Origin of the sequence: Paenibacillus shunpengii, from assembly GCF_042684905.1 — a bacterium.
In the GTDB taxonomy this organism is placed as follows: domain Bacteria; phylum Bacillota; class Bacilli; order Paenibacillales; family Paenibacillaceae; genus Paenibacillus; species Paenibacillus shunpengii.
Genome location: NZ_JBHUMJ010000011.1, coordinates 368484 through 389906, shown reverse-complemented (window position 1 = coordinate 389906; position 21423 = coordinate 368484). Strand labels below are relative to the sequence as shown.

The 21423-nt window shown below is 47.4% G+C and carries 23 protein-coding genes; 19 read left to right on the top strand and 4 right to left on the bottom strand.

Annotation, left to right across the window (positions count from 1 at the left end):
- Window positions 1–178 precede the first annotated feature (178 nt).
- The 5 genes from ACFSVM_RS23765 (at window position 179) to ACFSVM_RS23745 (ending at window position 4489) form a co-directional block, all read left to right on the top strand.
- Window positions 179–1636 (top strand): circularly permuted type 2 ATP-grasp protein, encoded by a 1458-nt coding sequence (locus tag ACFSVM_RS23765; RefSeq protein ID WP_076314302.1) that lies wholly within the window; start codon window positions 179–181, stop codon window positions 1634–1636.
- Window positions 1637–2638 carry an alpha-E domain-containing protein gene (locus ACFSVM_RS23760; protein WP_090724885.1) on the top strand — a complete coding sequence of 334 codons (1002 nt, stop codon included), beginning with the start codon at window positions 1637–1639 and terminating at the stop codon, window positions 2636–2638.
- 7 nt (window positions 2639–2645) lie between these two features.
- A complete protein-coding gene (locus ACFSVM_RS23755) occupies window positions 2646–3509 on the top strand; it encodes a transglutaminase family protein (RefSeq protein ID WP_379264955.1) in 864 nt (287 codons plus the stop codon).
- 114 nt (window positions 3510–3623) lie between these two features.
- Window positions 3624–3773 (top strand): hypothetical protein, encoded by a 150-nt coding sequence (locus ACFSVM_RS23750; protein ID WP_379264953.1) that lies wholly within the window; start codon window positions 3624–3626, stop codon window positions 3771–3773.
- Between the two features lie 107 nt (window positions 3774–3880).
- A complete protein-coding gene (locus ACFSVM_RS23745; protein WP_379264951.1) occupies window positions 3881–4489 on the top strand; it encodes a TVP38/TMEM64 family protein in 609 nt (202 codons plus the stop codon).
- On the opposite strand, the gene ACFSVM_RS23740 is transcribed toward ACFSVM_RS23745, so the two are convergent.
- Window positions 4465–4986: a cupin domain-containing protein gene (locus ACFSVM_RS23740; protein WP_379264949.1), complete on the bottom strand. Its 522-nt coding sequence runs from the start codon at window positions 4984–4986 to the stop codon at window positions 4465–4467. The genes ACFSVM_RS23745 and ACFSVM_RS23740 overlap by 25 nt on opposite strands.
- A 137-nt stretch (window positions 4987–5123) precedes the next feature.
- On the bottom strand, window positions 5124–5276 hold the full coding sequence (locus ACFSVM_RS23735) for a hypothetical protein (protein WP_379264947.1): 153 nt from the start codon (window positions 5274–5276) through the stop codon (window positions 5124–5126).
- 812 nt (window positions 5277–6088) lie between these two features.
- Here ACFSVM_RS23735 and ACFSVM_RS23730 point away from each other — a divergent pair.
- The 8 genes from ACFSVM_RS23730 to ACFSVM_RS23695 all read left to right on the top strand — a co-directional run bounded on the left by ACFSVM_RS23730 (window position 6089) and on the right by ACFSVM_RS23695 (window position 14290).
- The gene (locus tag ACFSVM_RS23730) at window positions 6089–6523 is read left to right on the top strand and encodes a DUF1641 domain-containing protein (protein ID WP_076314307.1); all 435 of its coding nucleotides are present in this window, start codon (window positions 6089–6091) and stop codon (window positions 6521–6523) included.
- Between the two features lie 36 nt (window positions 6524–6559).
- Window positions 6560–7741, top strand: coding sequence for an NAD(P)/FAD-dependent oxidoreductase (locus tag ACFSVM_RS23725; protein WP_076314308.1), 1182 nt, complete (start codon window positions 6560–6562; stop codon window positions 7739–7741).
- A 253-nt stretch (window positions 7742–7994) separates the two neighbouring features.
- On the top strand, window positions 7995–8639 hold the full coding sequence (locus tag ACFSVM_RS23720) for an SDR family oxidoreductase (protein WP_379264944.1): 645 nt from the start codon (window positions 7995–7997) through the stop codon (window positions 8637–8639).
- A gap of 50 nt (window positions 8640–8689) precedes the next feature.
- Window positions 8690–9406: a response regulator transcription factor gene (locus ACFSVM_RS23715; RefSeq protein WP_379264942.1), complete on the top strand. Its 717-nt coding sequence runs from the start codon at window positions 8690–8692 to the stop codon at window positions 9404–9406.
- A complete protein-coding gene (locus tag ACFSVM_RS23710; protein WP_379264940.1) occupies window positions 9403–10779 on the top strand; it encodes a sensor histidine kinase in 1377 nt (458 codons plus the stop codon). Before ACFSVM_RS23715 ends, ACFSVM_RS23710 begins: the two co-directional genes overlap by 4 nt.
- A gap of 75 nt (window positions 10780–10854) precedes the next feature.
- Entirely contained in the window at window positions 10855–11637 is a 783-nt protein-coding gene (locus tag ACFSVM_RS23705; RefSeq protein ID WP_177178728.1) for a PepSY domain-containing protein, read from the top strand.
- A gap of 179 nt (window positions 11638–11816) precedes the next feature.
- The gene (locus ACFSVM_RS23700; RefSeq protein WP_090724868.1) at window positions 11817–12440 is read left to right on the top strand and encodes a PepSY domain-containing protein; all 624 of its coding nucleotides are present in this window, start codon (window positions 11817–11819) and stop codon (window positions 12438–12440) included.
- A 236-nt stretch (window positions 12441–12676) separates the two neighbouring features.
- Window positions 12677–14290 carry an alkaline phosphatase family protein gene (locus ACFSVM_RS23695; protein ID WP_090724867.1) on the top strand — a complete coding sequence of 538 codons (1614 nt, stop codon included), beginning with the start codon at window positions 12677–12679 and terminating at the stop codon, window positions 14288–14290.
- Window position 14291: 1 nt separating this feature from the next.
- Here ACFSVM_RS23695 and ACFSVM_RS23690 read toward each other — a convergent pair whose 3' ends face one another.
- Window positions 14292–15326, bottom strand: coding sequence for a Leu/Phe/Val dehydrogenase (locus ACFSVM_RS23690; protein ID WP_090724865.1), 1035 nt, complete (start codon window positions 15324–15326; stop codon window positions 14292–14294).
- A gap of 242 nt (window positions 15327–15568) precedes the next feature.
- On the opposite strand from ACFSVM_RS23690, the gene ACFSVM_RS23685 reads away from it, so the two are divergent.
- Both ACFSVM_RS23685 and ACFSVM_RS23680 read left to right on the top strand, forming a co-directional pair.
- Complete coding sequence (locus ACFSVM_RS23685; protein ID WP_076314316.1) at window positions 15569–16084, top strand: DUF2179 domain-containing protein; 516 nt, start codon at window positions 15569–15571, stop codon at window positions 16082–16084.
- Between the two features lie 298 nt (window positions 16085–16382).
- Entirely contained in the window at window positions 16383–17816 is a 1434-nt protein-coding gene (locus ACFSVM_RS23680) for a pectate lyase family protein (RefSeq protein ID WP_090724864.1), read from the top strand.
- Window positions 17817–17943: 127 nt separating this feature from the next.
- Here the strand turns inward: ACFSVM_RS23680 and ACFSVM_RS23675 are convergent, their stop codons facing one another.
- Window positions 17944–18648, bottom strand: a complete 705-nt coding sequence (locus ACFSVM_RS23675) for a GAP family protein (RefSeq protein WP_090724863.1) — start codon at window positions 18646–18648, stop codon at window positions 17944–17946.
- 161 nt (window positions 18649–18809) lie between these two features.
- On the opposite strand from ACFSVM_RS23675, the gene ACFSVM_RS23670 reads away from it, so the two are divergent.
- The 4 genes from ACFSVM_RS23670 to ACFSVM_RS23655 all read left to right on the top strand — a co-directional run bounded on the left by ACFSVM_RS23670 (window position 18810) and on the right by ACFSVM_RS23655 (window position 21300).
- Entirely contained in the window at window positions 18810–19355 is a 546-nt protein-coding gene (locus ACFSVM_RS23670; RefSeq protein ID WP_090724862.1) for a TetR/AcrR family transcriptional regulator, read from the top strand.
- A gap of 311 nt (window positions 19356–19666) precedes the next feature.
- Window positions 19667–20320: a glycerophosphodiester phosphodiesterase family protein gene (locus tag ACFSVM_RS23665; protein ID WP_256209735.1), complete on the top strand. Its 654-nt coding sequence runs from the start codon at window positions 19667–19669 to the stop codon at window positions 20318–20320.
- A 436-nt stretch (window positions 20321–20756) separates the two neighbouring features.
- Entirely contained in the window at window positions 20757–20960 is a 204-nt protein-coding gene (locus ACFSVM_RS23660) for a cold-shock protein (protein WP_047912726.1), read from the top strand.
- A 124-nt stretch (window positions 20961–21084) separates the two neighbouring features.
- Window positions 21085–21300 carry a cold-shock protein gene (locus tag ACFSVM_RS23655; RefSeq protein WP_076314321.1) on the top strand — a complete coding sequence of 72 codons (216 nt, stop codon included), beginning with the start codon at window positions 21085–21087 and terminating at the stop codon, window positions 21298–21300.
- Window positions 21301–21423 lie beyond the last annotated feature (123 nt).

Below are 21423 nucleotides of genomic sequence, written 5' to 3'. Positions count from 1 at the left end.
ATATAATCTAACGTGTTGTATAATGATTAACACAAATCAGCTGTTTTTCAGTAATTAATCACATTTCAGTAGCAGGAAATATTACATTATTCATCATGAGGCCTTAGTGTATTCGACGTTGTTCTGCTTCAATAGGCAGCTTCCCTGACATAAGAAAAAGATAAAAGGGGATGACGTTATGCTGATTCCGTATCCAACGGAGCCGTTCTTTGATGAGATGTTCATGCAGGCGGGTGAGCCGAGGCTTCATTATGCCGAGTTCTATCGCAGACTCAGACGTTTTACAGCAGAAGAGCTGAAGGAGAAGCATGAAACTGCACAGCTGTCTTTTTTAAGACAAGGAATTACTTTTACGGTATACAACAATGAGATAGGAACAGAGCGTGCAATGCCCTTTGATTTTATTCCCATTATCATTCCCCCTAGAGACTGGGAGCTGATTGAGAAGGGGATGATTCAGCGCTCAGAAGCCCTCAACCTCTTTTTGGAGGATATCTACGGTGAACAGCACATTATTCGCGACCGAGTCATTCCTAAAGAGCTGATTATGAACAACCCCTACTACTATCATAAGCAAGTGAAGGGAATAGACATTCCACTGAACAACCATATCTTCCTCGCAGGTATTGATCTGATTCGGGATGATCAGGGTAAATATCATATTCTCGAGGATAATCTGCGCAATCCGTCCGGCATGTCCTATGTGTATCAGAATCGCTATGTTATGCGTCAGGTTTACCCTGAATTGTTCGCCAGACACTCGATTCACCCGCTTGAGCATCAGCTTGTTCATCTCTACCAAGCCTTGCTTGACCATACACCGCAGTCCTTCAGCTTCTCCTCCTCCCCCTGTGCGGTGCTATTGACTCCAGGTATGTACAATTCGGCTTATTATGATCATGTGTTTTTGGCTCAGCAGATGGGTATTCCTTTAGTAGAGGGAAGAGACCTTACAGTGGTAGATGATGTTGTATATATGAAGACGATCCGCGGACTTCGAAGGGTCGATATTATTTATCGCCGGATTGATGATGATTTTCTTGACCCGCTGCATTTTCGCAAAGACTCTGTCCTTGGCGTCTCCGGCCTCCTCTCCGCTTATCGCAAAGGCAATGTTGCTATACTGAATGGCATCGGAAACGGGGTTGCGGATGATAAAGCCATCTACGCTTACGTCCCCGATATGATCCGTTATTATCTGAACGAAGATCCAATTCTGTCGAATGTCGAAACGTATCGTTTAACCGAACGCTTGGAACGGGAGTGGGTGCTGGACCATCTGGAGGAGCTGGTCGTCAAGAACGTCGGAGCCTCCGGCGGCTATGATATGCTGATTGGCCCGCATGCGACAGGCGAAGAGATCGATAGGTTCAGGCTAAAAATCATGCAGCAGCCTCATCAGTATATCGCCCAGCCCACCATACGCTTATCTAGAGCACCGTCCTTTCAGAACGAACGCTTTTACCCGTGCCATGTCGATCTGCGCGTATTCGTTATCCGGGGCCGGAACACGCATGTGCTCCCTGGCGGACTCTCACGAGTTGCCCTTAAGGAGGGGTCGCTTGTTGTTAATTCCTCGCAAGGCGGGGGTGGAAAGGATACATGGATTCTGCGGAGAGAGGGAGGAGAGGTATAGATGCTGAGCAGAGTGGCAGATTGCTTATACTGGATGTCCCGTAACATTGAACGGGCAGAGAGCAACGCGCGTATACTGAATGTACAATTCATTCAGATGCTGGAAGCTTCAGAGGAAGAGATTCTTGCCAAGCATGACTGGGAGATGATCTTTGAAATATGTGCACGGACCGATCTGTTTCATGAAGCAATGCAGGAACGAATGGGGGCGGAGCAAGCGCTTATTCACCAGCTTGTCTTCGCAAGGGCCAATCCCAATTCCGTGGTGAACTGTGTCCAATATGCCAGGGAGAATGCAAGAATGACGAGAACCCAGCTCCCGGATGACCTCTGGGAGATCTGGAACGATGTTTACCTGGATATGAACCGGATGAACAGAGGAGAAGATATCGACAGCAGAGAGGTAAGGCGCTGTCTTGAGCGGACGAAGATTGCTTCCCTTACTGCGAGAGGCATCATCGAAACCTCGATGTCACGCGGACCTGCCTATCATATGATCAACGTTGGCAAATGGCTCGAGCAAGCAGAGAAGACAGCTCGGATTCTGGATGTCGTAAGCAGCTATATCTATGCAGATCCGGCCTGCAGAGGCCAAGGAGAATCGTATTACTGGCGTCTGGCTCTGCAACTGGCAAATGGGTATGAGGCATTTCTGAAGCGTCATCCGCCGGCTATGGAGCCCGGTCCGATCCTCAGCTTTCTCGTTGCGGATGAAGCCTATCCCAAATCGATCCGCTACTGCATAAGCCAGGTACGGGAGTCGGTTCAAATTCTGGAGTATGGCAGGGTATCTCATTATTCCTGGGAGATGTATGCTTCCCTTGATGATCTGCTGGGTATGCTGGATGAGGTCCATATTACGGAGCTGAGGGGACCGGAGCTGGACTTCTTTCTCAGCCAATTTCAAGAAAAGTGCAGAGAGATCGGCCATGTGTTCTCGAGAACTTATTATTTAATGGATACAGGAGAGCGGCAGTTTCAATTTCACTACGCAGGAGAATAGAGAAGCGATGAAATACAAAATTGTGCATACCAACACGTTTAAATATGACGCTCCGGTGGATCAGAGCATGAATACAATACGGCTGCGTCCACTAGAGGATGAGTGTCAGCAGCTAATATCATACCGTACCGATATCCATCCTTCGGCTCTGACGAAGGGGCATGAGGATGTGTGGGGGAATTATGTGGAAGAATTCTTTATCGCGGAGCCCCATACCTCTCTGGAGGTCATTGCTACCTCCATTGTGACGGTGCAGCGGAGTCCTTTTTTGCAGGATATTCCGTACTCCTCTGAGATGAAGACGTTGTTTGAGTCTCATTTATATAAAGAGCATTATGGAGCTTATCTAGTGGAGACCGCGTATACCAAGCTTAATATGGAGCAGATTCGAGCTGTACAGAAGGAAGCGGGGAGCATGAAGGATCCGCTCAGTTATGCATTACAAGTGATGGATTATCTGTACAGCAGCTTCACCTATGATAAAGACTCGACCAACGTAGAGACAACGGCAGAGGCGGCTTTTGAGCACAAAAGAGGGGTCTGTCAGGATTTTTCTCATGTCATGCTGGGGATTCTGCGAGCGAGCGGCATTCCGTCACGTTATGTGAGCGGTTATTTGTACGTAGGTGAAGATTCGGCACTGAAGGGAGATGCTGCTTCACACGCGTGGGTTGAGGTGATGGTGCCTGGCATTGGCTGGGCAGGGCTTGATCCGACGAATAATGTGGAGGCTCTATCCAATCATATCAGAGTGGGTACGGGCCGCGATTATGTCGATGTGAGTCCACTGCAAGGAAAGTATCGGGGCGGAGAGTCCACTCTGGATGTCGGTGTTTCGGTGCAGCTGCTGGATGCAAACGAACCGGCATGAAGAGCTGCAAGGGTCATAAGCGTGAAAGAAGGTTTCGTGTGGATGCATCACGGTTAATAAGAGGAGGATATACGAAAGGTACAATAGGTACGATAGAGAATAGGTGATAACGTGATGAAATGTCATATTTGTGGTAAATCATTAAACGATGTCTTGGAGCATGTTGAACATATACTGCACGAGTGCAGTCAGATTCAGGCAGATCAAATGCTGCAAGCAGAGCATGAGCAGGAGCGGAATATGATCCAGCTTAGAAATAAATAAATGTAAACCTGCCGAGGGCAGGTTTTTTTATGGGCAGCGATGTTTTAATCGCGGGGAATAAGCTATACTATCTCTAAATTTACCAGAGTACCTGGGAGGCTTCTTTAATGTACAGTTGGTCCTTCACGGATATCATGTCCTATTTCACGGAAGAAAATATTATCATGCTGCTTGAACAGTTTCGTTCCTATGGACCATTGCCCGGCATTCTCATCACCTTTATGAAATCCTTTATCCCGCCGCTGCCAACCCTGCTGATCGTAGGAGCGAACGGGGCTGTATATGGCTGGGCTGGATTTATATATTCGTGGATTGGTCTGGTGGGGGGCAGCTTCCTGACGTTTCTTATCATCCGCAGAATCGCAACAACTTCCTATATCCAGCGTTGGACGAAGAAGCCCAAGGTTCAGAAGAGCTTGCGATGGATTCGCCGCAATGCGTTCAGCTACGTGTTCATACTGGGGATGTTCCCGATGGGGCCATTTGTACTGGTGAACATGGCGGCAGGCGCAGCTCAGATGCGCCCCGGTCTCTTCCTGCTCGCGGCAGGTCTCGGCAAAGGGATCATGATATTTTATGTGACTTATATTGGCACCAACCTGGAGGAGATTATCCAGCATCCGCTCATTCTGGTTGGCGTCGTCATATTCATCATTTTGACCATTGTGGCGAGCAAAAGAATAGAAGCTTATTACACGGAATCATCTAATCGGTAATAGGTGTGGAGCGGTCCGCTCTTTCCAAATACCGGGTCTTGATCGGGCAAGGGAACTTGCTTGATGTCCTGAAGTACCTTGGGCCGCTCTCCAGCTTCGCCTGTATAGGTATCATACTGGGTGCCGTCGGGATAACCGCCCACCACTTGAAAATCACGGCTTGCTTCAATCCTCTTATGGCCGGTGCCGGCAGGAAGAACGATCACATCCCCGGCCGCTGCTGTGACCACGATCCCTTGCTCTCCGCCAAGCTGCAGCTTGACCGATCCGCTGATCACACCGAGGACCTCATGTGTGTTGCTGTGATAATGATGATAGGGGAATACGCCGCCTGTCCAGGTGTTCTGCCAATTGTGGCTGTTGAATAGGGCTTCCGTTTCCTGTTCCCTGCCTCTTAGAACACCCGGATATAAGAGAACCGGTAAGTTTGGGTGGTTTGGGATGATGCCATCATCCTGGAAATGATAAGCCCGTGTCTTAAATTCGGTATGTGCCATGTGAGTTCTCCTCCTTCTGTTTGCTGTTAAAGTTCATATATGAAACAAGCCATGAACAAGGGGTAACCTCTGGTCATGGCTTGTATGTGCAGTATACGATAACGTTACTGCAGCTTATTCTAACCCTTTTAGCAGGATTAAGACTGCTTCAGATTGTCCTCAGAGCGGGGATTCCAGTTCTCGGCTTGAGGCTCCACGTCCTCATGGTTTTTCATTTTGTCTACCTGCTCCTTGGAGTCCTTATCCTTGTCCAATTGATTGCGTACCTCTTCGCTTGATTGCTGTTTCATCGTGAACGCCTCCTTGTTCTTAATGGATATAGTTATTACATACCCGGTCTGTAGAAAGGCAAACATGAAGCGGAGACGGGCCTATTTGATTCGGTAATAAACAATAAATAGCGAGCCGGGGACTCCATTCATTACAATTTATCCCCAGTACAATGTACATATCACATGTGAATGTTAATGTTATGACCAAATGCTGATTTTTCAGGTAATGGCGAGGGCGGGCCAGGGGACAATACCGAGATGATAAGACGGTTCGTGCGAGAAGGCATGAGCAGTCTTATTTATTTTGTGAAATTTGGTGGAGTTAAATTTTAACAAGAGTGAGAATAAAACTTTATGGAAATTTTAAGCGGTATACGTTGATACATATAGTGATCAGCATGCTCTTTGACACCGCATATAGTAGCAAATATGAGAAAAAGCAAATTCATGGATGGGGAACAGGCTTTTGCACGTCGTATTGACAAAAAAGGTGTATTTGTTACAATGTTCACAAGGTATTCACAATTGCCAAAATATTTATTTCATGTTCACGTGTAAGAAGTGTAATATTAGGGTATAGGATCCGTTTTTATGACCTGTTCGGTAAGTTTGTTATTGCGATGAATGATCATATTCGTGTCTGCAATAGATCCATGGAATACATCACACTTCTGCTGTAGAGCTGCCTGAGCCGCCCTTAGTGGCATCGGCTCTTTCTTTGTGTGAAAATTGTTACATTACAATCATGTAGTTCCTTGATCGACTAGATTGCTTAGCAGAAATGTCAGGCGAGCGGGCTTATAACCCAAAGTAAAGGAGGACGTTCTCTTATGTCACAACCGACGCAACAAGAAGTACCTGCTACAGGTGCTCCTCAAGCACAAAAAGATGTGCTCGATCAATTGATGAAGCCGGAGGTTCAGGAGTCTCTTACTGTTCTGGTTGAGAACTTGCCTAAACTGGCTGAAATGGTAACTGCAATGACTACAGCTTATGACTTTGCTCAAGGGCTGGCGAAGGACCAAGTATTCGTAAACGACATGAAAGTTGCCTTTGGCGAATTTACTACTCCAGTAGTAGAAAAAGCAAAAGGTGTTGCTTCTGCAGCCATCGAAGCTGGCGATCGCGCTCAAGCGGAACAGTCTTCTGTTGGCCTGTTCGGCATGCTCAAAATGCTGAAAGACCCTAACGTACAACATACGCTTCGTTTTGCTCAAGCTTTCTTGAACATTCTGAACGAGCGTCAGCAAAACAAACAAGACTAAGATTTTTTCATACGAAAGTAAGAACGGAGGATGGATATGTCGAAGCAAATTTTGATCCTGGGCGGCGGCTACGGCGGATTGCTTAGCGCACTTGCAGCGCGTCAATACCTGACTGCCGAAGAAGCGACCATTACGGTTGTGAACCGCTTCCCGACTCACCAAATCATTACAGAATTGCATCGTCTGGCTGCAGGTACAATCAAAGAGAAGGCTGTTGCTCTTCCACTTGAGAAACTGCTCCGCGGTAAAGACGTAAATCTTAAAATTGATACGGTTGCCGAAATCAAACCTGACGAGAACAAAGTCACAATGAAGAGCGGAACCATCTATAGCTATGACTACCTGGTTATTGCTCTGGGTAGTGAAACAGCATTCTTCGGTATTCCAGGACTTCAAGAGTACAGCTTTACGCTGAAATCTGTTGAAGAAGCGAACAATATTCGTGCTCACGTGGAAGCTCGTCTGGATGCATACAAGAAAACAGGCGAGAAAAAAGACGCTACCATCGTTATCGGCGGCGGCGGCTTGACAGGTATCGAGCTTGTTGGTGAGTATGCAGATGTGCTTACAGAAGTTTGCAAACAAAAAGGTATCAACCGCAGCGAAGTTGAGCTCTATAGTGTAGAAGCAGGTCCTTCGATCCTGGCAGGATTCCCGCCAGAGCTGGTTGAGCGTGCACAAACAAGCCTTGAGAAACGCGGCGTGAAATTCATCGTTGGCGTAGCGATCACAGAAATGCAAGAGCATACGGTATTCCTGAAAGACGGCAGCTCCATCGAGACAAGCACTCTGATCTGGACTGGCGGCGTTCAAGGTAATGCTGTAGTAGCGAACTGTGGTATTGAAGTGAACCGCGGACGTGCAACGGTAAAAGAAACACTGCATTCCACATCCCATGAGAATGTGTTTATCGCTGGTGACAGCGCAGTTGTTATTCCAAGTGAAGGCGCTCGTCCTTACCCTCCAACAGCACAGCTTGCTTGGCAAATGGGTGAGACGATCGGACATAACCTGGCAGCAACCATCAAGGGCGGCGAGCTTGAAGTCTTCACTCCAGTCTTCTCCGGTACACTGGGAAGCCTTGGACGTAAAGATGCAATCGCAATGCTTGGAGGAAGCCAGACTCGTCTGAAGGGTCTTCCTGCAACACTCATGAAAGAAGCAAGTAACATTCGTTACCTGAAACATATTGAGGGTCTGTTCGCTCTGGCGTACTAAGCTCCTCATCTAGAAGGCGTCCCTTAGGGGGCGTCTTTTTTCGTGTGCAGGCAGGTTGCGTGCAATACCTGCAAACATATATTAAGATGAAAATTGTACTACGGAAGAGACAAACGGGGACAATAGACAATTACTGAACTTGTATCTCAAAATAAGGAATGCCATACACTGTTCAGTTTGGGTAATGAGATAGAAATGCCTTTATATAACTTGAGGGTATGAATTTTTAATTAGGGAAGGGAGTTATTACATCATGAATGTACTCGTTATCGGAGCCAACGGCCAAATTGGAAGACATCTAGTATCTCAGCTAAAGGAAAACCCGGGACATACGGTTCGTGCTATGGTTCGTAAACAGGAACAGTTAGAGGCACTCGATAAATCAGGGATAGAGGCGGTGCTTGCCGATCTGGAAGGCACGGTAGAGGAGCTGGCGGAAGCCATGAAGGGGAATGATGCCATTGTGTTCACGGCGGGATCAGGCGGAAGTACAGGGGCAGACAAGACCTTACTCATCGACCTGGATGGTGCGGTGAAGACGATGGAAGCAGCCGAGAAGGCAGGCATCTCTCGTTATCTTATGGTAAGCGCCCTCTATGCAGAAGACAGAACCAAATGGCCTGAGTCAATTAAGCCATACTATGTGGCCAAGCACTATGCAGATAAGTGGCTGGCGAATTCGTCCCTGAATTATACGATTATTCGCCCAGGAGGGCTGAAGAATGAGCCAGGGAACGGCAAAGTATCTCTGAATCCAGAGGCCGGAGCGAGCAGTATACCTCGCGAAGATGTAGCTGCTGTCATTGTCGCTGCGCTCGATGCGGACAACACGTATAGAAAGGCCTTCCCAATCGTATCCGGAACAGAATCCATTAACGAGGTGATTGAACAAATTTAGTCCTGTGATCTATGATGATATTCATATTTAAATGAAGCGGGGGAGTCGTCATGAGTGCATCCATTCTCATTGTGGAGGATGAAGAGAAGATCGCTCGATTGCTTGAAATCGAGCTGGAGTATGAGAATTATAAAGTGCATAAAACGACAAGCGGCACGGAGGGGCTTGCGGCTTATCAACAAGGGGAGTATGATCTCGTTCTGCTTGATGTGATGCTGCCGGGACTGAGCGGGATTGAGGTGCTGCGTCGTATTCGTAGTCAGGACGAGCACACGCCGGTCATCTTGCTGACAGCGAAGGGATCTGTGGAGGATAAGGTGTCGGGACTGGACCTTGGGGCAACGGATTATATCACCAAGCCGTTCCAGATTGAAGAATTGCTGGCTCGTGTACGGGCTGCGCTGCGTTTGAGCAGTAAGCTGCAGCCCCAGCCAGCAGCAGCTTCTAACGCCGGAGAGTTCGAGACGTGGCTCACAGCAGGTAATCTGCGTGTGAATGAGGCCACTAGAGAGGTCAAACGCGGGGAGGGCTCGATAGAGCTCACTCCCCGTGAATTTGATCTGCTTGTCTATTTGCTGCGCAATCAGCGCCAAGTATTGAATCGAGAGCAAATTCTTGAATCGGTGTGGGGTTACGACTACATGGGAGATACGAATGTGGTTGATGTTTACATTCGTTATGTCCGCAAAAAAGTGGATCATGGCCATGAAACCGGACTTATACATACAGTGCGCGGTGTCGGATACGTGCTTAAGGCGGACGCATGAAGCTGAGAACGACGATTTACGTTTATACGTCCGTATTTTTTATGGTACTGCTTCTGTTGATTAACGCATTTATCTATATTCTGTTTGATCGCATGTCGATTAATACCCAGACAGCGCGTGCAGAGGCTGAAGCAAGTGCCGTTGTGGAAGGAATAAAGAACGCAGCGGTGAGCGTTGCTCCGGATGATCTCCTTCGCGCTTTTGTTCCGGCCGATGGCATGCTCCGTCTGGTACGGATGTCGGGCGAGGGACCTGTCGTAGCGTCTCCAAATCAGCAGCATCTGGGTCGCCTTGCAGTGACATACCATCCAAACAAGCTATCACAGGTCATTGAGGTCGAAGGAGCGAGGTATGTATTTGTATCGATGCCGATTATCTGGGTAGACGGTGAGGTCGTAAATATACAAATTACTGAAAGTCTGGCGAGCGCAGATAACAATCTGCGTGTATTGCGTAACGTATTATTTTCCGTCACAGTAGCCGCACTGATTGCGGTCATTATTTCCAGCCGTCTGCTTAGCGGAATTATTATCAAGCCGATATCAAGAATGATTGACACCATGAAGAATATAGAACAGGGCGGCGGATTTAAATCCATTGATCTAGAGAAGAAATCCAAGGATGAGCTCTTTGAGATGGGCAATACGTTTAATCGCATGATGGATAGGCTGGAGATGAATTATGAGAAGCAGGAGCAATTTGTCTCCAACGCTTCTCATGAGCTGAAGACACCTTTAACCGTAATTGAGAGCTACGCGAGTCTGCTTAAACGCAGAGGTGCAGAGCGGCCAGATCTGTTCAATGAGTCTGTTGAGGCCATTCATTCTGAGGCGGTCAGGATGCGTGAAATGACAGAGCAGCTGCTGCTCATGGCTAGGCAGACTGAATCTGCAGGAGTGAAGCTGGAATCCTGCAATATCGCGGATATGACGCAGGACACAGCCCGCTCCTATCAGACGGCCTATCGCAGAGAGGTGAATGTGCATATCGAAGCCGCTGAAGCTGATGAGCAGATGTTCGCGATTACGGATCTTAATAAAGCCAAGCAGCTCCTTATTCTGTTCCTCGATAACGCGAGGAAATATAGTGAAGAGCACATTGATATCCATGTCGAGAAGGAAGAAGGTCATATTAAAGTATCGATTCGAGATTACGGTATTGGCATGTCGGACAGTGAGCTCGCCAAAGTATATGACCGCTTCTATCGTGTGGATCAGGCCAGAACACGTAAGCAAGGGGGATCAGGACTCGGGCTGTCGCTGGCCAAAGAGATCGCCGGCCATATTCAGGCAGAGATTGAGCTGAAGAGCCGTCCTGGAGAAGGTACAACGGCGATATTACGCTTCCCCTCCTTTCTCAGCAAATTCTCATAAAGCTCCGCTATAATGGCATACATAAGCCATATATGGCTGTGTTGTGATATGAAACTTAAGAGGGGTGTTCTCCTAATGAACGTTAAAAAGTGGGGTTTATATGGCGGTGTGGCTGCAGTACTGGTGCTGGCAATTGGTCTTTATTATTTTCAGCCATGGAATAAATCAGATATTTTATCAGCGGAGGCCGTATCCGAGAGTGTGCTTCAGCAGTACCCAGACTTCAAGATTGAGGATAACCGATTGCAGGGTAGTGAGTATCACCTTCGGCTGGTTACGGAAACGGGTGGCGAATACCGCCTAACGGTAGATGCGGAGAGTGGAAGCATACAAACCATTGAGCAGATTTCAGAGGGGGAAGTGGATACACCGGTACCTCAGAGCAGAGAAGCTATCAAGAAGGCTGTCCTGGCTGATACTCCAGGAAAGCTGCTGTTACTGGAGCTTGTCTCTGATTCCCCTGAAGGAAAATATTACAAAGCTGAGGTACAGACGAAAGATCAGATCGTAGAACTAAGGCTTGATCCGTACAGCGGGGAGGTTCTCTCCCGATCTGAAACAAAGCCTCAGAATCCCGATTCAGACAATAAACAGCCAGCTGAAACACAGGAACCGATCCGTCTGATCAGTGAACAGGATGCAATCGATATCGCGCTAGCCGAGGTGAAGGGAGAATTCGAAGACATCGAGCTGCGTGCCAGAGAATCGGATATTCCTTATTATTTGGTTGAAATTGAGAATGTGAGCGGTGAGGAGATGATCGTTCAAGTGCTTGCCATTACGGGTACGGTCAAATCTGTTGAGCATGAGGATGATTTTGATGACAATGACGACGATCAAGATGATGAGAACCAATAATCCTTTCTTTAGTACTCAGTTAACTAATCATTAGAGACGATTTCATGTAGCTGAGAAATCACTTCATTTTCTCATCAAATTCTAATCTTACTCTTTCTTTGCTCTCATTTTGCAGGGGTAAGATGGTGTTGTAAGGGAGAAACGAACAACCCAATAACACGAAATGGAGCTGATGAGTAATGAAGAAACAAGTCGTATTGAGCGGAGTTTTGGCAGTAGGTTTGATCGCTGGAGGGACGGCAATCTTCGCCGCAAGTAATACGGGAACAGGAACTGCAAGTACAACGGGAAATAGCGGGGTATCCTCATCCTCCTTCAACCCGGACACGATGATAAACTTCGGTGAGGCGAAGAAAGCAGCGCTGAAGGCAGCTGGGAATAAAGGTCATATCGATGATATTGATTTGGAGAGATATAATAACAAAGCCTTCTATGATGTAGAAATCGAGCAAGGCGACAAAGATGTTACCGTTCATATCGATGCTTACACGGGAAAGACACTTGATGTATTCACAAGCAATGATGATGACAATCGTTATGATGATGACCGCTACGAGGATGACGATGATCGTTACGAGTCGGAAGCCATCGCTTCTGTGAAGCTCTCTGCAGCGGATGCAGAGAAAATAGCGAAGAAACAGCTGAGCAACAGCAAGGTGGTACAGATTGAGCTGGATGAGGATGACAACCGGCTTCAATATGAGGTAGAGGTTGTTAACTCGAAGTATGAAGCAGATGTTGAGATTGATGCGAACACCGGCAAGGTGCTGTCTGTAGACAAGGATGAGCGTGACGACGATTAATCGAGAGTGAGCTGGTTAACAATTACAGCCTTATTAGATGTAAATGCATGATGGAAGGCCCTCACGAGTGAGGGCCTTTTTTTGATTTGAATAGCTAGATTAATTTAACAAAATATCCCTAGTAAGTTTCTTTATGCTGTGGCGAACGATAACAATGATGAATGATGCAAATGTTGAAGTTTATGCTAATTCATAAGTTATACGTGAATCGACGGATAGAGGGGGTAAAGTGATACATGAGAGATCTACTGTGCAAGGTAATGATCATGGTTCTTATTCTAAGCTTGGTAACAGGGTGTCAGCATCAAAGCTCGCAATCCGAGGATCAAGATCTGCTGCACGTGAAGTCGGCGGACAGAGTTCAATCCAAGAAGGTTATATTTCTGCTGGTCGATTCGTTAATGGCAGAAGCCATTGATCAGGGTATCCGGCAGGGTGAGCTGCCAAGCTTCAAATACTTAATTGATCACGGCCAATATTACAGGGATATGGTTACCTCCTTTCCTACGATGTCGGTTTCTATTGACAGTTCTTTGCTGACGGGTACCTATCCTGATGAGCATCAAGTTCCAGGACTCGTGTGGTATTCCGCACAGGAGAAGAGATTGATCAACTATGGATCAGGTCCTGCGGAGATCTGGAATCATGGCATCAACAGAACACTAGCAGATGCTCTGATACATCTAAACGACAAGCATCTGAGCTCGCAGCATTCCACAATCTACGAGGATTTGGCACGTAAACATCTAAAATCCGGTTCAATAAACGGGTTGATCTACCGGGGGATGTCGGATCATACACTTCAGCTTCCCGCTTGGGTGTATGGACCGTCTTCATTGCCGCAGCAAATCCAGGTCAAGGGCCCCGATCTGCTATCTTTGGGTTCGATCGCCAATCCATTAGAGAACTCGTCCGGGGGTACAACTGCGCATAATTTGCCCGATGGTCTCCCTGATCGGATGGGTCTTACGAACAAATACTCTGTAGAAGCAGTAAAATATTTGGTGAAGCAAAACAAGCTGCCTGATTTTCTATTTGCCTATCTTCCCGATTTGGATCAAAAAATACATAAGAGCGGCCCGCCTGGACTAAAGGGAGTCAAAGAAGTAGACAAGCAGCTTGACGGAATCCTGCAGGCTTTTGGATCGCGCGAGACAGCGATGGATAAGTCAATTATTATCATTGCGGGAGACAGCGGAATGACGAGACTGCTGCCGAAGGATCAGAACTCGGTGATTGATCTGCCCGATCTGTTCACAGGTTATCAAGTTCTTCGTGCGGGTAAGGAAGTCAATGACGAGACAGATATCATTCTCGCTGTGAATGAAACGATGGCTTATGTATATCCAAACCTTGCTGTGAAGTCCTATGAAGAATGGGCTCGTCTGATGACGATAGACCCTCGTATCGATTTTGTATCATGGCAGGAGGGTGAATGGATCCATGTACGCCAAGGGGGAACGAACAAGGAGCTTATGTATCGAGCTGGCGGGAGCCTTGCCGATCCCTACCAGCAGAATTGGACGATTAAAGAGGCGGGGAATGTACTGGATTTGAGCATAGATGAGGGGCGTGGATCGTTAAAATATGGTGACTATCCTGATGTGCTCCGGCGATTGTCTAGTGCACTTCACTCCCATCCAGGAGATTTCATGGTCGTCACAGCCAAGCCGGGATATGAATTGGCGGATCGCAGCTCACCGACACATGAAGGTGGCGGCGGGCATGGTTCCATCCGCAAGGACGAGTCACTCGTCCCTCTGATTATATACGGAACGGATCAGAAGCCGCCTGAACATGTAAGGATTATTGATTTGAAAGGATTTGTGCTGCAGCTGCTCGCGGACTGAATTAAGCAAACTTGGCTTCGGCAATGGAATCGGCTGCAGCAGCCGTTGTAATGCCGTTCTTGCGAGCATAATCGTACAGATACTTAAGGGTATGGGGTATCTTCTCTACGGCTGCAGCCGCCCCCCGTGCCCCGGTTCCGGCAAGCTCTGCGCCGGTACTAAGGATTCCTCCTGCATTAATGGCATAATCAGGAGCATACAGAATATTTCGCTGCTCCAGCATATCGCACAGCTGTTCATCAGCCAGCTGGTTGTTAGCTGCACCGGCAATAATCCCGCAGGACAGCTGGGGAATGCTCAGATGAGTAAGTGTTCCGCCCATCGCGCAGGGAGCATAGACCTCACAGCTATGCAGATGAATATCGTCAGGTGAGACGGCTAATGCTTTGAAGTCACGAACAGCTTGACTCATTTTTCCTGAATCAATATCAGATACGATCAGCTGAGCCCCGGCCTGATGAAGGCGCCTTGCCAAGGCATATCCGACTTTGCCCAGTCCTTGGAGCGCGACGCGGACTCCATTCATATCACTCAGCCCATATTTATGGGTCAGTGAAGTCTGAATGCCAAGAAATACACCATAGGCAGTCATTTCGGCAGTGAAGTTTCCGGTTGCTCCGAGCGTTCCGCTCTGATCGGTCACATGCCTCGTTTCACGATGGATCTGGTCCATATCGTGTGGAGTCGTGCCAAGATCAACCCCGGTAATGTACTCTCCGTGTAGTCTCTCTATGAATCGGCCGAGTGCAGCAAATGCTTCATCCCGCCTCATCCCAGCATGCTCCATGACTACGGCCTTGCCTCCGCCGTAGGGCAATCCGGAAATAGCCGCCTTATAGGTCATGCCTCTGGCGAGCTTCATGGCATCCTGGGCTGCCTCCTGCTCCGAAGCATACGACCATAAACGGCAGCCGCCTAGTGCCGGTCCCAGCTTGGTGCTGTGCAAGGCGATAACGGCTTTGAGACCACTCTTCTGATCCTGACAAAATACGAGCTGCTCCATCCCGCGGTCCTGCATTGCCTTCCAGAGATCCATGGCTGATGCGCCTCCTCCGTTGTTCTATCTGCACCTTATATTTGTCTAATATATTCGCATCGTCTCTTGAAAGCGCATGGACAGATGTACCGATTATTGGTGCTTCGCAGGAAACGGCTTGATTCAGTATAATGATACAGGTGTAATACAATTGGATATGCTGTATTTAGGAACATCGGATAAGGCACCGAATAAGAAGAGCGTATTGGGGCTTACAGCTTGGCAGACAGGAGTGTGATGACATGGGCACAACGTTGCTTTTTATTTTTGCAATCCAGATTGTATACGTATCGGCTTATACGCTGAGGATGATTCTGACGCTGAAGGGCCAGAAGTATATCGCGGCGCTCATCAGTATGGTCGAGATCGTTATTTATGTACTCGGATTAAATCTGGTGCTTAGTTACTTGGATCAGATTGCCGCCTTGGTCGTATATGCGGTTGGCTACGGTCTGGGTATCTTGATCGGGGCCTGGATTGAGGAGAAGATCGCTCTTGGCTATGTGACAGTCAAAGTGATCTGTGACCAGGCAAGAGGAACGATTGTAACCACGCTTAGAGAAAAAGGCTACGGGGTTACCTCGTGGCTCGGCAATGGACGGGACGGAGACCGGCTCGTGATGGAAATACTGGCGAAGCGTAAAAATCAGAAGAGGCTCTACCAGTCCATTCTGGAGCTTGATCCCAAGGCGTTTATTATTACGGTGGAGCCCAAGCAGTTCCATGGAGGATTTTGGACAAGATCTATTAAGCGATAACAGACTGAACTCATCTCAAAATGAGGATACCAAAAACAATGAGCTAAAGATTGCATGAGTATAAAGAGACTAAAAGCTTGTAAAGTCCAAGAAGTCCAATGAATCTAAAGCCTAAGAGCCTGGCGAGCACCATAGCGGTGTGAGCAGGCTCTTTTTCTATTACAGCGCATGTGAAGAAATGATTATTGTCCTGCTGAAGGAGTGCATTATCTAGCCCACAGCTGTTCTGCTGATTATTGTTGTAATCGCTTCCATACGTTAAATTGAGAGCAATTCGAAACAGAGGAGGCAAGAAATAATGAAAAGAAAGCAGAAACCTTGGAGGACGCTGTTTGCAGCGGTCGTTAGTCTCGCGCTGGTCATAACGGTTGTTCCTCTACAACAGACGGCTGCAGCAGGAATTACAGATTATAACCTGACAGGCTTCTCGGCCGGGAATACGGGAGGGGGGATTGTCAGCGAGACCGACACAGCAAAATATCGAAAAGTTTATAATGCCACAGAACTGGCGGCCGCATTAAAGAAAGGATCAGGTGTCAAGGTAGTGGAGATTATGAACGACCTTGATCTAGGCTGGAACGAGCTTCCTGCTGCGGCTCAAACGTCGCCTTTTGCCGAGCATAATGATGCCTTGACTCACCCTGTGCTGAAACAGACAGGTGTCAGCAAGCTGACCATTGACGGATTTAATGGACTTACGATCTTCTCTGCAAACGGAGCTACAATCAAGCATGCAGCGATCAGCGTGAAGCGCAGCCAGAATGTGATCATTCGAAATCTAGAGTTCGATGAGCTATGGGAGTGGGATGAATCCTCTAAGGGGGATTATGACAAGAATGACTGGGATTACATTACCCTTGAGGAGACCAGCAAAGTGTGGATCGACCACTGTACGTTTCATAAAGCCTATGACGGGCTGGTTGATTCGAAAAAAGGAACAAATGGTGTCACGATCTCGTGGTCAGTATTCAAGGGTGATGACAGAAGCGCAAACAGCTGGGTTACACAGCAGATCAATGAACTGGAAGCAAACCGCTCCTCCTATCCAATGTACAATGATCTGCGCAGCATCGCGGTAGGTCTGAGCAAGGACGATATTATTGCCATCGCAGCCTCTCAGAAAAAAGGACATCTCGTCGGCTCGACTTCATTTGACTCCGGAAATCCAAGTCTATCGATAACATTGCATCATAATTACTACAAGGATATTCAAGATCGCTTGCCGCGCCTCCGGGGCGGAAACGCACATGCCTATAACATCGTTATGGACAGTGGAGATGCGAGGCTGGCCAAGCAGCGAATTACACCGGCGATGGCTGCTGCCATCTCATCCAAAGGATATAAGTTTGATGTAACGAGCAATGGAGCTATCTCAACCGAGGGAGGCGCTGTGCTCGTTGAGAAATCAAGCATCATCGGCATCCAGTATCCAATGCGCAACAACCAGACGGACCCATCCGATGCTTCGTACACAGGTAAAATTCGCGCCGTTGACACGATGTATTCACTTGATGGCTCCTCCTTCCGGGGCAGCAGTGATACAGCTGGCAGCCCGCTCGCACCTGTGCCTGCCCCAATTGTTCCGTTCAGCTGGAGCGGGATAACCTCGCTGCCTTACAGCTACACGATGGATGATCCTTCGACGCTCCAATCGAGACTCACGGGAGCGGCAGGAGCGGGAGCAGGCAAGCTGAGCTGGAGCAAGGACAATTGGCTGAAGACGGCTTATTAACTCTTGCACCAAGCTGGATGTTCCGTAAGCGTTTTGGCTTTAGCTGCACGCAACTGTTCCAGCTCAACTTCGTCCTTTTGTTTCATCCAGAAGTAATGGTTTGTCGTTACTCGTAGCGAAGAGACTCCTAGATATAGTGCAATAATCTTCTTAAACAGTCGGTCAACAACCAACTTGAGAAACCTATTAGTAAAAGCGGCATTGCAATGGCTATTGTCGCGTTCATCACACGTTTGAATTTCACTTCGAATAATTGGTATCGGCTATTGTCCAGTTTAACAAACACAATATAGACAAGGATCATAGGTAAAATATATAGAAAGCTGTATATCAGAAGAAACAAAGGCTCTATTGTCGTCTGGTTCTCCAGTGTTGCGAGCGTGGCAATAAATGCACCGTACGGTAACGCAGTAGGCAGGTCGACTAAGGTTGACCCAGCCGCAAGGAGAAGTAACGACACGGGATTTACAAAGCGTGCTGACCGCCCGACCCAATTTGGCAGCGGAACTTTTCGTTTCCACCTCATCCACGACCGCCATGCTAAGGTAATGCCGAAACCCAGCATAAGAACGGCTGCTGCCAATTCCAGCCAGCCAATGAAGGGTTCCACTTTAACCATAATGCTCATTATAAGAGGCGCAACAAATCGTTCCGCTCCCCAGAGAGACAGAAGGCCAAACAAGAAATAAATGAAAAAAGTAGCTCCGATATAATACCAGGCATGCTGTCGCCTCGTTACCAGCGGCATGAGAAGTATCATAGTGGCGATCGTAGACGGATTCAGACTATCCAGCAGCCCCCATCCAATCATCGACATGATAATTGTCACCATTGTTCCATCTCCAAGTCGTAAGTGAAGTTTTGATGATGAAAAAATAATACCGTCCAGACGGTCTTTTTGTCAAATTCAGCCCTCCTTTTCCTATTTTGACCTCTTTAGGGTTTCATGCTATAGTATGGGCACAATTATGGAGAGTCGGGGGCTTAAAGAGAATGGGGCGTTCCTTAGAAACACAGCAAAAGCTGATTCGCGCAGCACATGTTGTTATACGGGAGAAGGGGATAGGCGGGTTTACGTTAGAAGCGGTTGCCAAGCAGGCAGGCGTCAGCAAAGGTGGGCTGCTTCATCATTTCCCGTCCAAGGATGCCTTGATTGAAGGCATCCTTGAGGAGGAAATGAATCAGTTCGAGCGACAATTGCAACAGCGTTACGAGCATACAGAGAAGAAACGCGGTGATTTGCTTCGCGCCTATATTTCATTGTCGAGTGAGCCATTGGATGCGCAATTCGGCTATTTTGGCCTAATGGCAGCTGTTGGTATTAATCCGACTCTACTGGATCTGGTGAAACGTAAGCAGAACGAGTTAAACGAGCGCCTCGTGCAAGATGCCAACGGGAGTGCCGAAGCGGACCTCATCCTTATGACGCTCGATGGTTTGCTGTTTAACGATCTCTTTCAATTAAACACGCTAAATTCGCAGCGCAGAAGCAGAATGTTGCGTTTGTTGTATGCATTGGAGAACATGAAACTTACTTAATTTGCTGGGACATTAAAGTCTTTCTCAAGTGTACCAATCCCAATGGCTGCTTCGTTTGCAGAGAGTTTCAAGGCAGCTCTTACGATGTGCTAATCAGTCATACGCGATATTATTCTCGCGCATATATTCTCCTGCCTTCTGATCCACCTTATTTATTGAGATCACACAGCCTGGTGAGCATCGCAGTACAGAGCTCGCTGGGCTTTTTCTATTAAGTTATACATGCTCTTCATTTTCAGATAATCGTCTCTTAATAAATCTTCGTAAGATGTATTTAGAGGTTAGATGTTGATAAGGAGGCTGTATAGAAAATGATTGAGCAACTGGAATCCGCAGCAGGCATGGTCGTCGCAGGACATCGGGGGTATAAATCAGCTTACCCGGAGAATACACTGCTATCCTTCAAGCGTGCTATTGAAGTAGGTTGTCACATGGTGGAGTTTGACCTGCGTATGTCAAAGGACCGTGAAGTCGTCGTTATTCATGATGCAACAGTGGACCGCACGACGAATGGGAGCGGTGAAGTGAGGGAGCAGACCCTCGCGGAGCTGAAGAAACTGGATGCGGGAGGCTGGTTCGCTCCGGAGTTCGAAGGCCTTAAAATCCCTACATTTCAAGAGCTGTGCCAGCTGCTTGCCGGATATCCGGACATCTTGCTGAACGTGGAGATCAAATCCAGCCCGGATGCGAAGGATACCGCCGATGCTGCAATAGAGCTGCTTCATGCATATGAACTGTATGAGAGATGTGTCTTCACCTGCTTTGATGCTGAAATTATCGCTTACCTCTATGATCACTATGGGGCCAAGACTCAGGGGTTCAAGGCGGAGGTCATGCGTAATTTTGTGCATGGGGAGAACGGCACATACTCCAAAATGTGGGCTATCGGGATAGAGATGTCGCTTCTTCATCGGGAGGATGTACAAGCATTTCGGAATAGGGGTCTGCAGGTGTGGAGCTACTGACCGGACACAACTGACAGCGTCCTCTATGCGGTCGGCTGCGGAACACCGATCATGACCTGTAATGACCCGCTTCCTGCGCTGCGCATTAAACAGCAGCTCGAGGGTACGGTTTAAAAAAATGCCAATTGCTGTGGTATGATAAAGCCTGATCTGGGGAATGAATGAAGAGGCGGCGAAATGGCAGAGTCATGCCACAGCTTACTTTTTTAAGCGAGTGCACTACGTCAAGAAATCAACAAACGCAATCTAGTTTGGTAAATTAAGTAATTTTTTCTTAATTTCTATTGCGTTATTGATTTGAATATGGTAATGTATACGAAACGGTGTAATTCACATTTTGGAAAGAGCTTCATTTCGAAATGGCACTTTTTCCAATATGTGAATTTTTTTTATGAAAATAACCATATTAATATAAGAGTAAAGGAGAATGACCCTAATGCAAACAGGTACAGTTAAATGGTTTAACGCAGAGAAAGGCTTCGGTTTCATCGAAGTTGAAGGCGGAAGCGACGTTTTCGTACATTTCAGCGCAATCACTGGCGAAGGTTTCAAAACCCTCGACGAAGGACAACGCGTTGAATTCAACGTGGTAGAAGGAAACCGCGGACCACAAGCAGAGAACGTAGTAAAAGTATACTAAGCCGACCTGCTAAACTGCCTTTAACTGACAAGTTGAAGGCAGTTCTTGTTTTCACTCCAAAATAGCGAATGCGGGATAGACGGAAATGAGCCGTTTATTTGCGTAGATAGGAGGGGAAGTATTCATGTACAGACGTCAAGTAACAGAGGAAATCCCCGAGGAAAACACAAAAGTGTGGTCATGCACCAATGATGACTGCAAAGGCTGGATGCGGGACGACTTTACGTTCGAGAGCGAACCAAGCTGCAGTTTATGTTCCTCGCCAATGGAGCGGCAGATGAGAATGCTGCCTGTACTCTCCAACGCAACCAGTGATTTGAAAGCAATGAAAAAAGGTTAGTTTTTTTGTATGTATGTTGATGCAAAATGGAATACAAGAAATAGCATAGCTCTGTAAGTGTACCGCGATAAGGTAAGGTTACTCCTTCCCCTATGGCGGTTTTTTCATGCTATATTTATCGAT

Excerpts from the sequence above, each read along its gene's own strand:
- ACFSVM_RS23760 (WP_090724885.1), top strand. The coding sequence starts at position 1,637 with ATGCTGAGCAGAGTGGCAGATTGCTTATACTGGATGTCCCGTAACATT.
- ACFSVM_RS23655 (WP_076314321.1), top strand. The coding sequence starts at position 21,085 with ATGTACAGACGTCAAGTAACAGAGGAAATCCCCGAGGAAAACACAAAA.
- ACFSVM_RS23745 (WP_379264951.1), top strand. The coding sequence starts at position 3,881 with ATGTACAGTTGGTCCTTCACGGATATCATGTCCTATTTCACGGAAGAA.
- ACFSVM_RS23670 (WP_090724862.1), top strand. The coding sequence starts at position 18,810 with ATGGGGCGTTCCTTAGAAACACAGCAAAAGCTGATTCGCGCAGCACAT.
- ACFSVM_RS23660 (WP_047912726.1), top strand. The coding sequence starts at position 20,757 with ATGCAAACAGGTACAGTTAAATGGTTTAACGCAGAGAAAGGCTTCGGT.
- ACFSVM_RS23755 (WP_379264955.1), top strand. The coding sequence starts at position 2,646 with ATGAAATACAAAATTGTGCATACCAACACGTTTAAATATGACGCTCCG.
- ACFSVM_RS23705 (WP_177178728.1), top strand. The coding sequence starts at position 10,855 with ATGAACGTTAAAAAGTGGGGTTTATATGGCGGTGTGGCTGCAGTACTG.
- ACFSVM_RS23765 (WP_076314302.1), top strand. The coding sequence starts at position 179 with ATGCTGATTCCGTATCCAACGGAGCCGTTCTTTGATGAGATGTTCATG.
- ACFSVM_RS23750 (WP_379264953.1), top strand. The coding sequence starts at position 3,624 with ATGAAATGTCATATTTGTGGTAAATCATTAAACGATGTCTTGGAGCAT.
- ACFSVM_RS23685 (WP_076314316.1), top strand. The coding sequence starts at position 15,569 with ATGGGCACAACGTTGCTTTTTATTTTTGCAATCCAGATTGTATACGTA.
- ACFSVM_RS23715 (WP_379264942.1), top strand. The coding sequence starts at position 8,690 with ATGAGTGCATCCATTCTCATTGTGGAGGATGAAGAGAAGATCGCTCGA.
- ACFSVM_RS23695 (WP_090724867.1), top strand. The coding sequence starts at position 12,677 with ATGAGAGATCTACTGTGCAAGGTAATGATCATGGTTCTTATTCTAAGC.
- ACFSVM_RS23720 (WP_379264944.1), top strand. The coding sequence starts at position 7,995 with ATGAATGTACTCGTTATCGGAGCCAACGGCCAAATTGGAAGACATCTA.
- ACFSVM_RS23730 (WP_076314307.1), top strand. The coding sequence starts at position 6,089 with ATGTCACAACCGACGCAACAAGAAGTACCTGCTACAGGTGCTCCTCAA.
- ACFSVM_RS23710 (WP_379264940.1), top strand. The coding sequence starts at position 9,403 with ATGAAGCTGAGAACGACGATTTACGTTTATACGTCCGTATTTTTTATG.
- ACFSVM_RS23690 (WP_090724865.1), bottom strand. The coding sequence starts at position 15,326 with ATGGATCTCTGGAAGGCAATGCAGGACCGCGGGATGGAGCAGCTCGTA.
- ACFSVM_RS23700 (WP_090724868.1), top strand. The coding sequence starts at position 11,817 with ATGAAGAAACAAGTCGTATTGAGCGGAGTTTTGGCAGTAGGTTTGATC.
- ACFSVM_RS23675 (WP_090724863.1), bottom strand. The coding sequence starts at position 18,648 with ATGGTGACAATTATCATGTCGATGATTGGATGGGGGCTGCTGGATAGT.
- ACFSVM_RS23735 (WP_379264947.1), bottom strand. The coding sequence starts at position 5,276 with ATGAAACAGCAATCAAGCGAAGAGGTACGCAATCAATTGGACAAGGAT.
- ACFSVM_RS23740 (WP_379264949.1), bottom strand. The coding sequence starts at position 4,986 with ATGGCACATACCGAATTTAAGACACGGGCTTATCATTTCCAGGATGAT.
- ACFSVM_RS23725 (WP_076314308.1), top strand. The coding sequence starts at position 6,560 with ATGTCGAAGCAAATTTTGATCCTGGGCGGCGGCTACGGCGGATTGCTT.
- ACFSVM_RS23680 (WP_090724864.1), top strand. The coding sequence starts at position 16,383 with ATGAAAAGAAAGCAGAAACCTTGGAGGACGCTGTTTGCAGCGGTCGTT.
- ACFSVM_RS23665 (WP_256209735.1), top strand. The coding sequence starts at position 19,667 with ATGATTGAGCAACTGGAATCCGCAGCAGGCATGGTCGTCGCAGGACAT.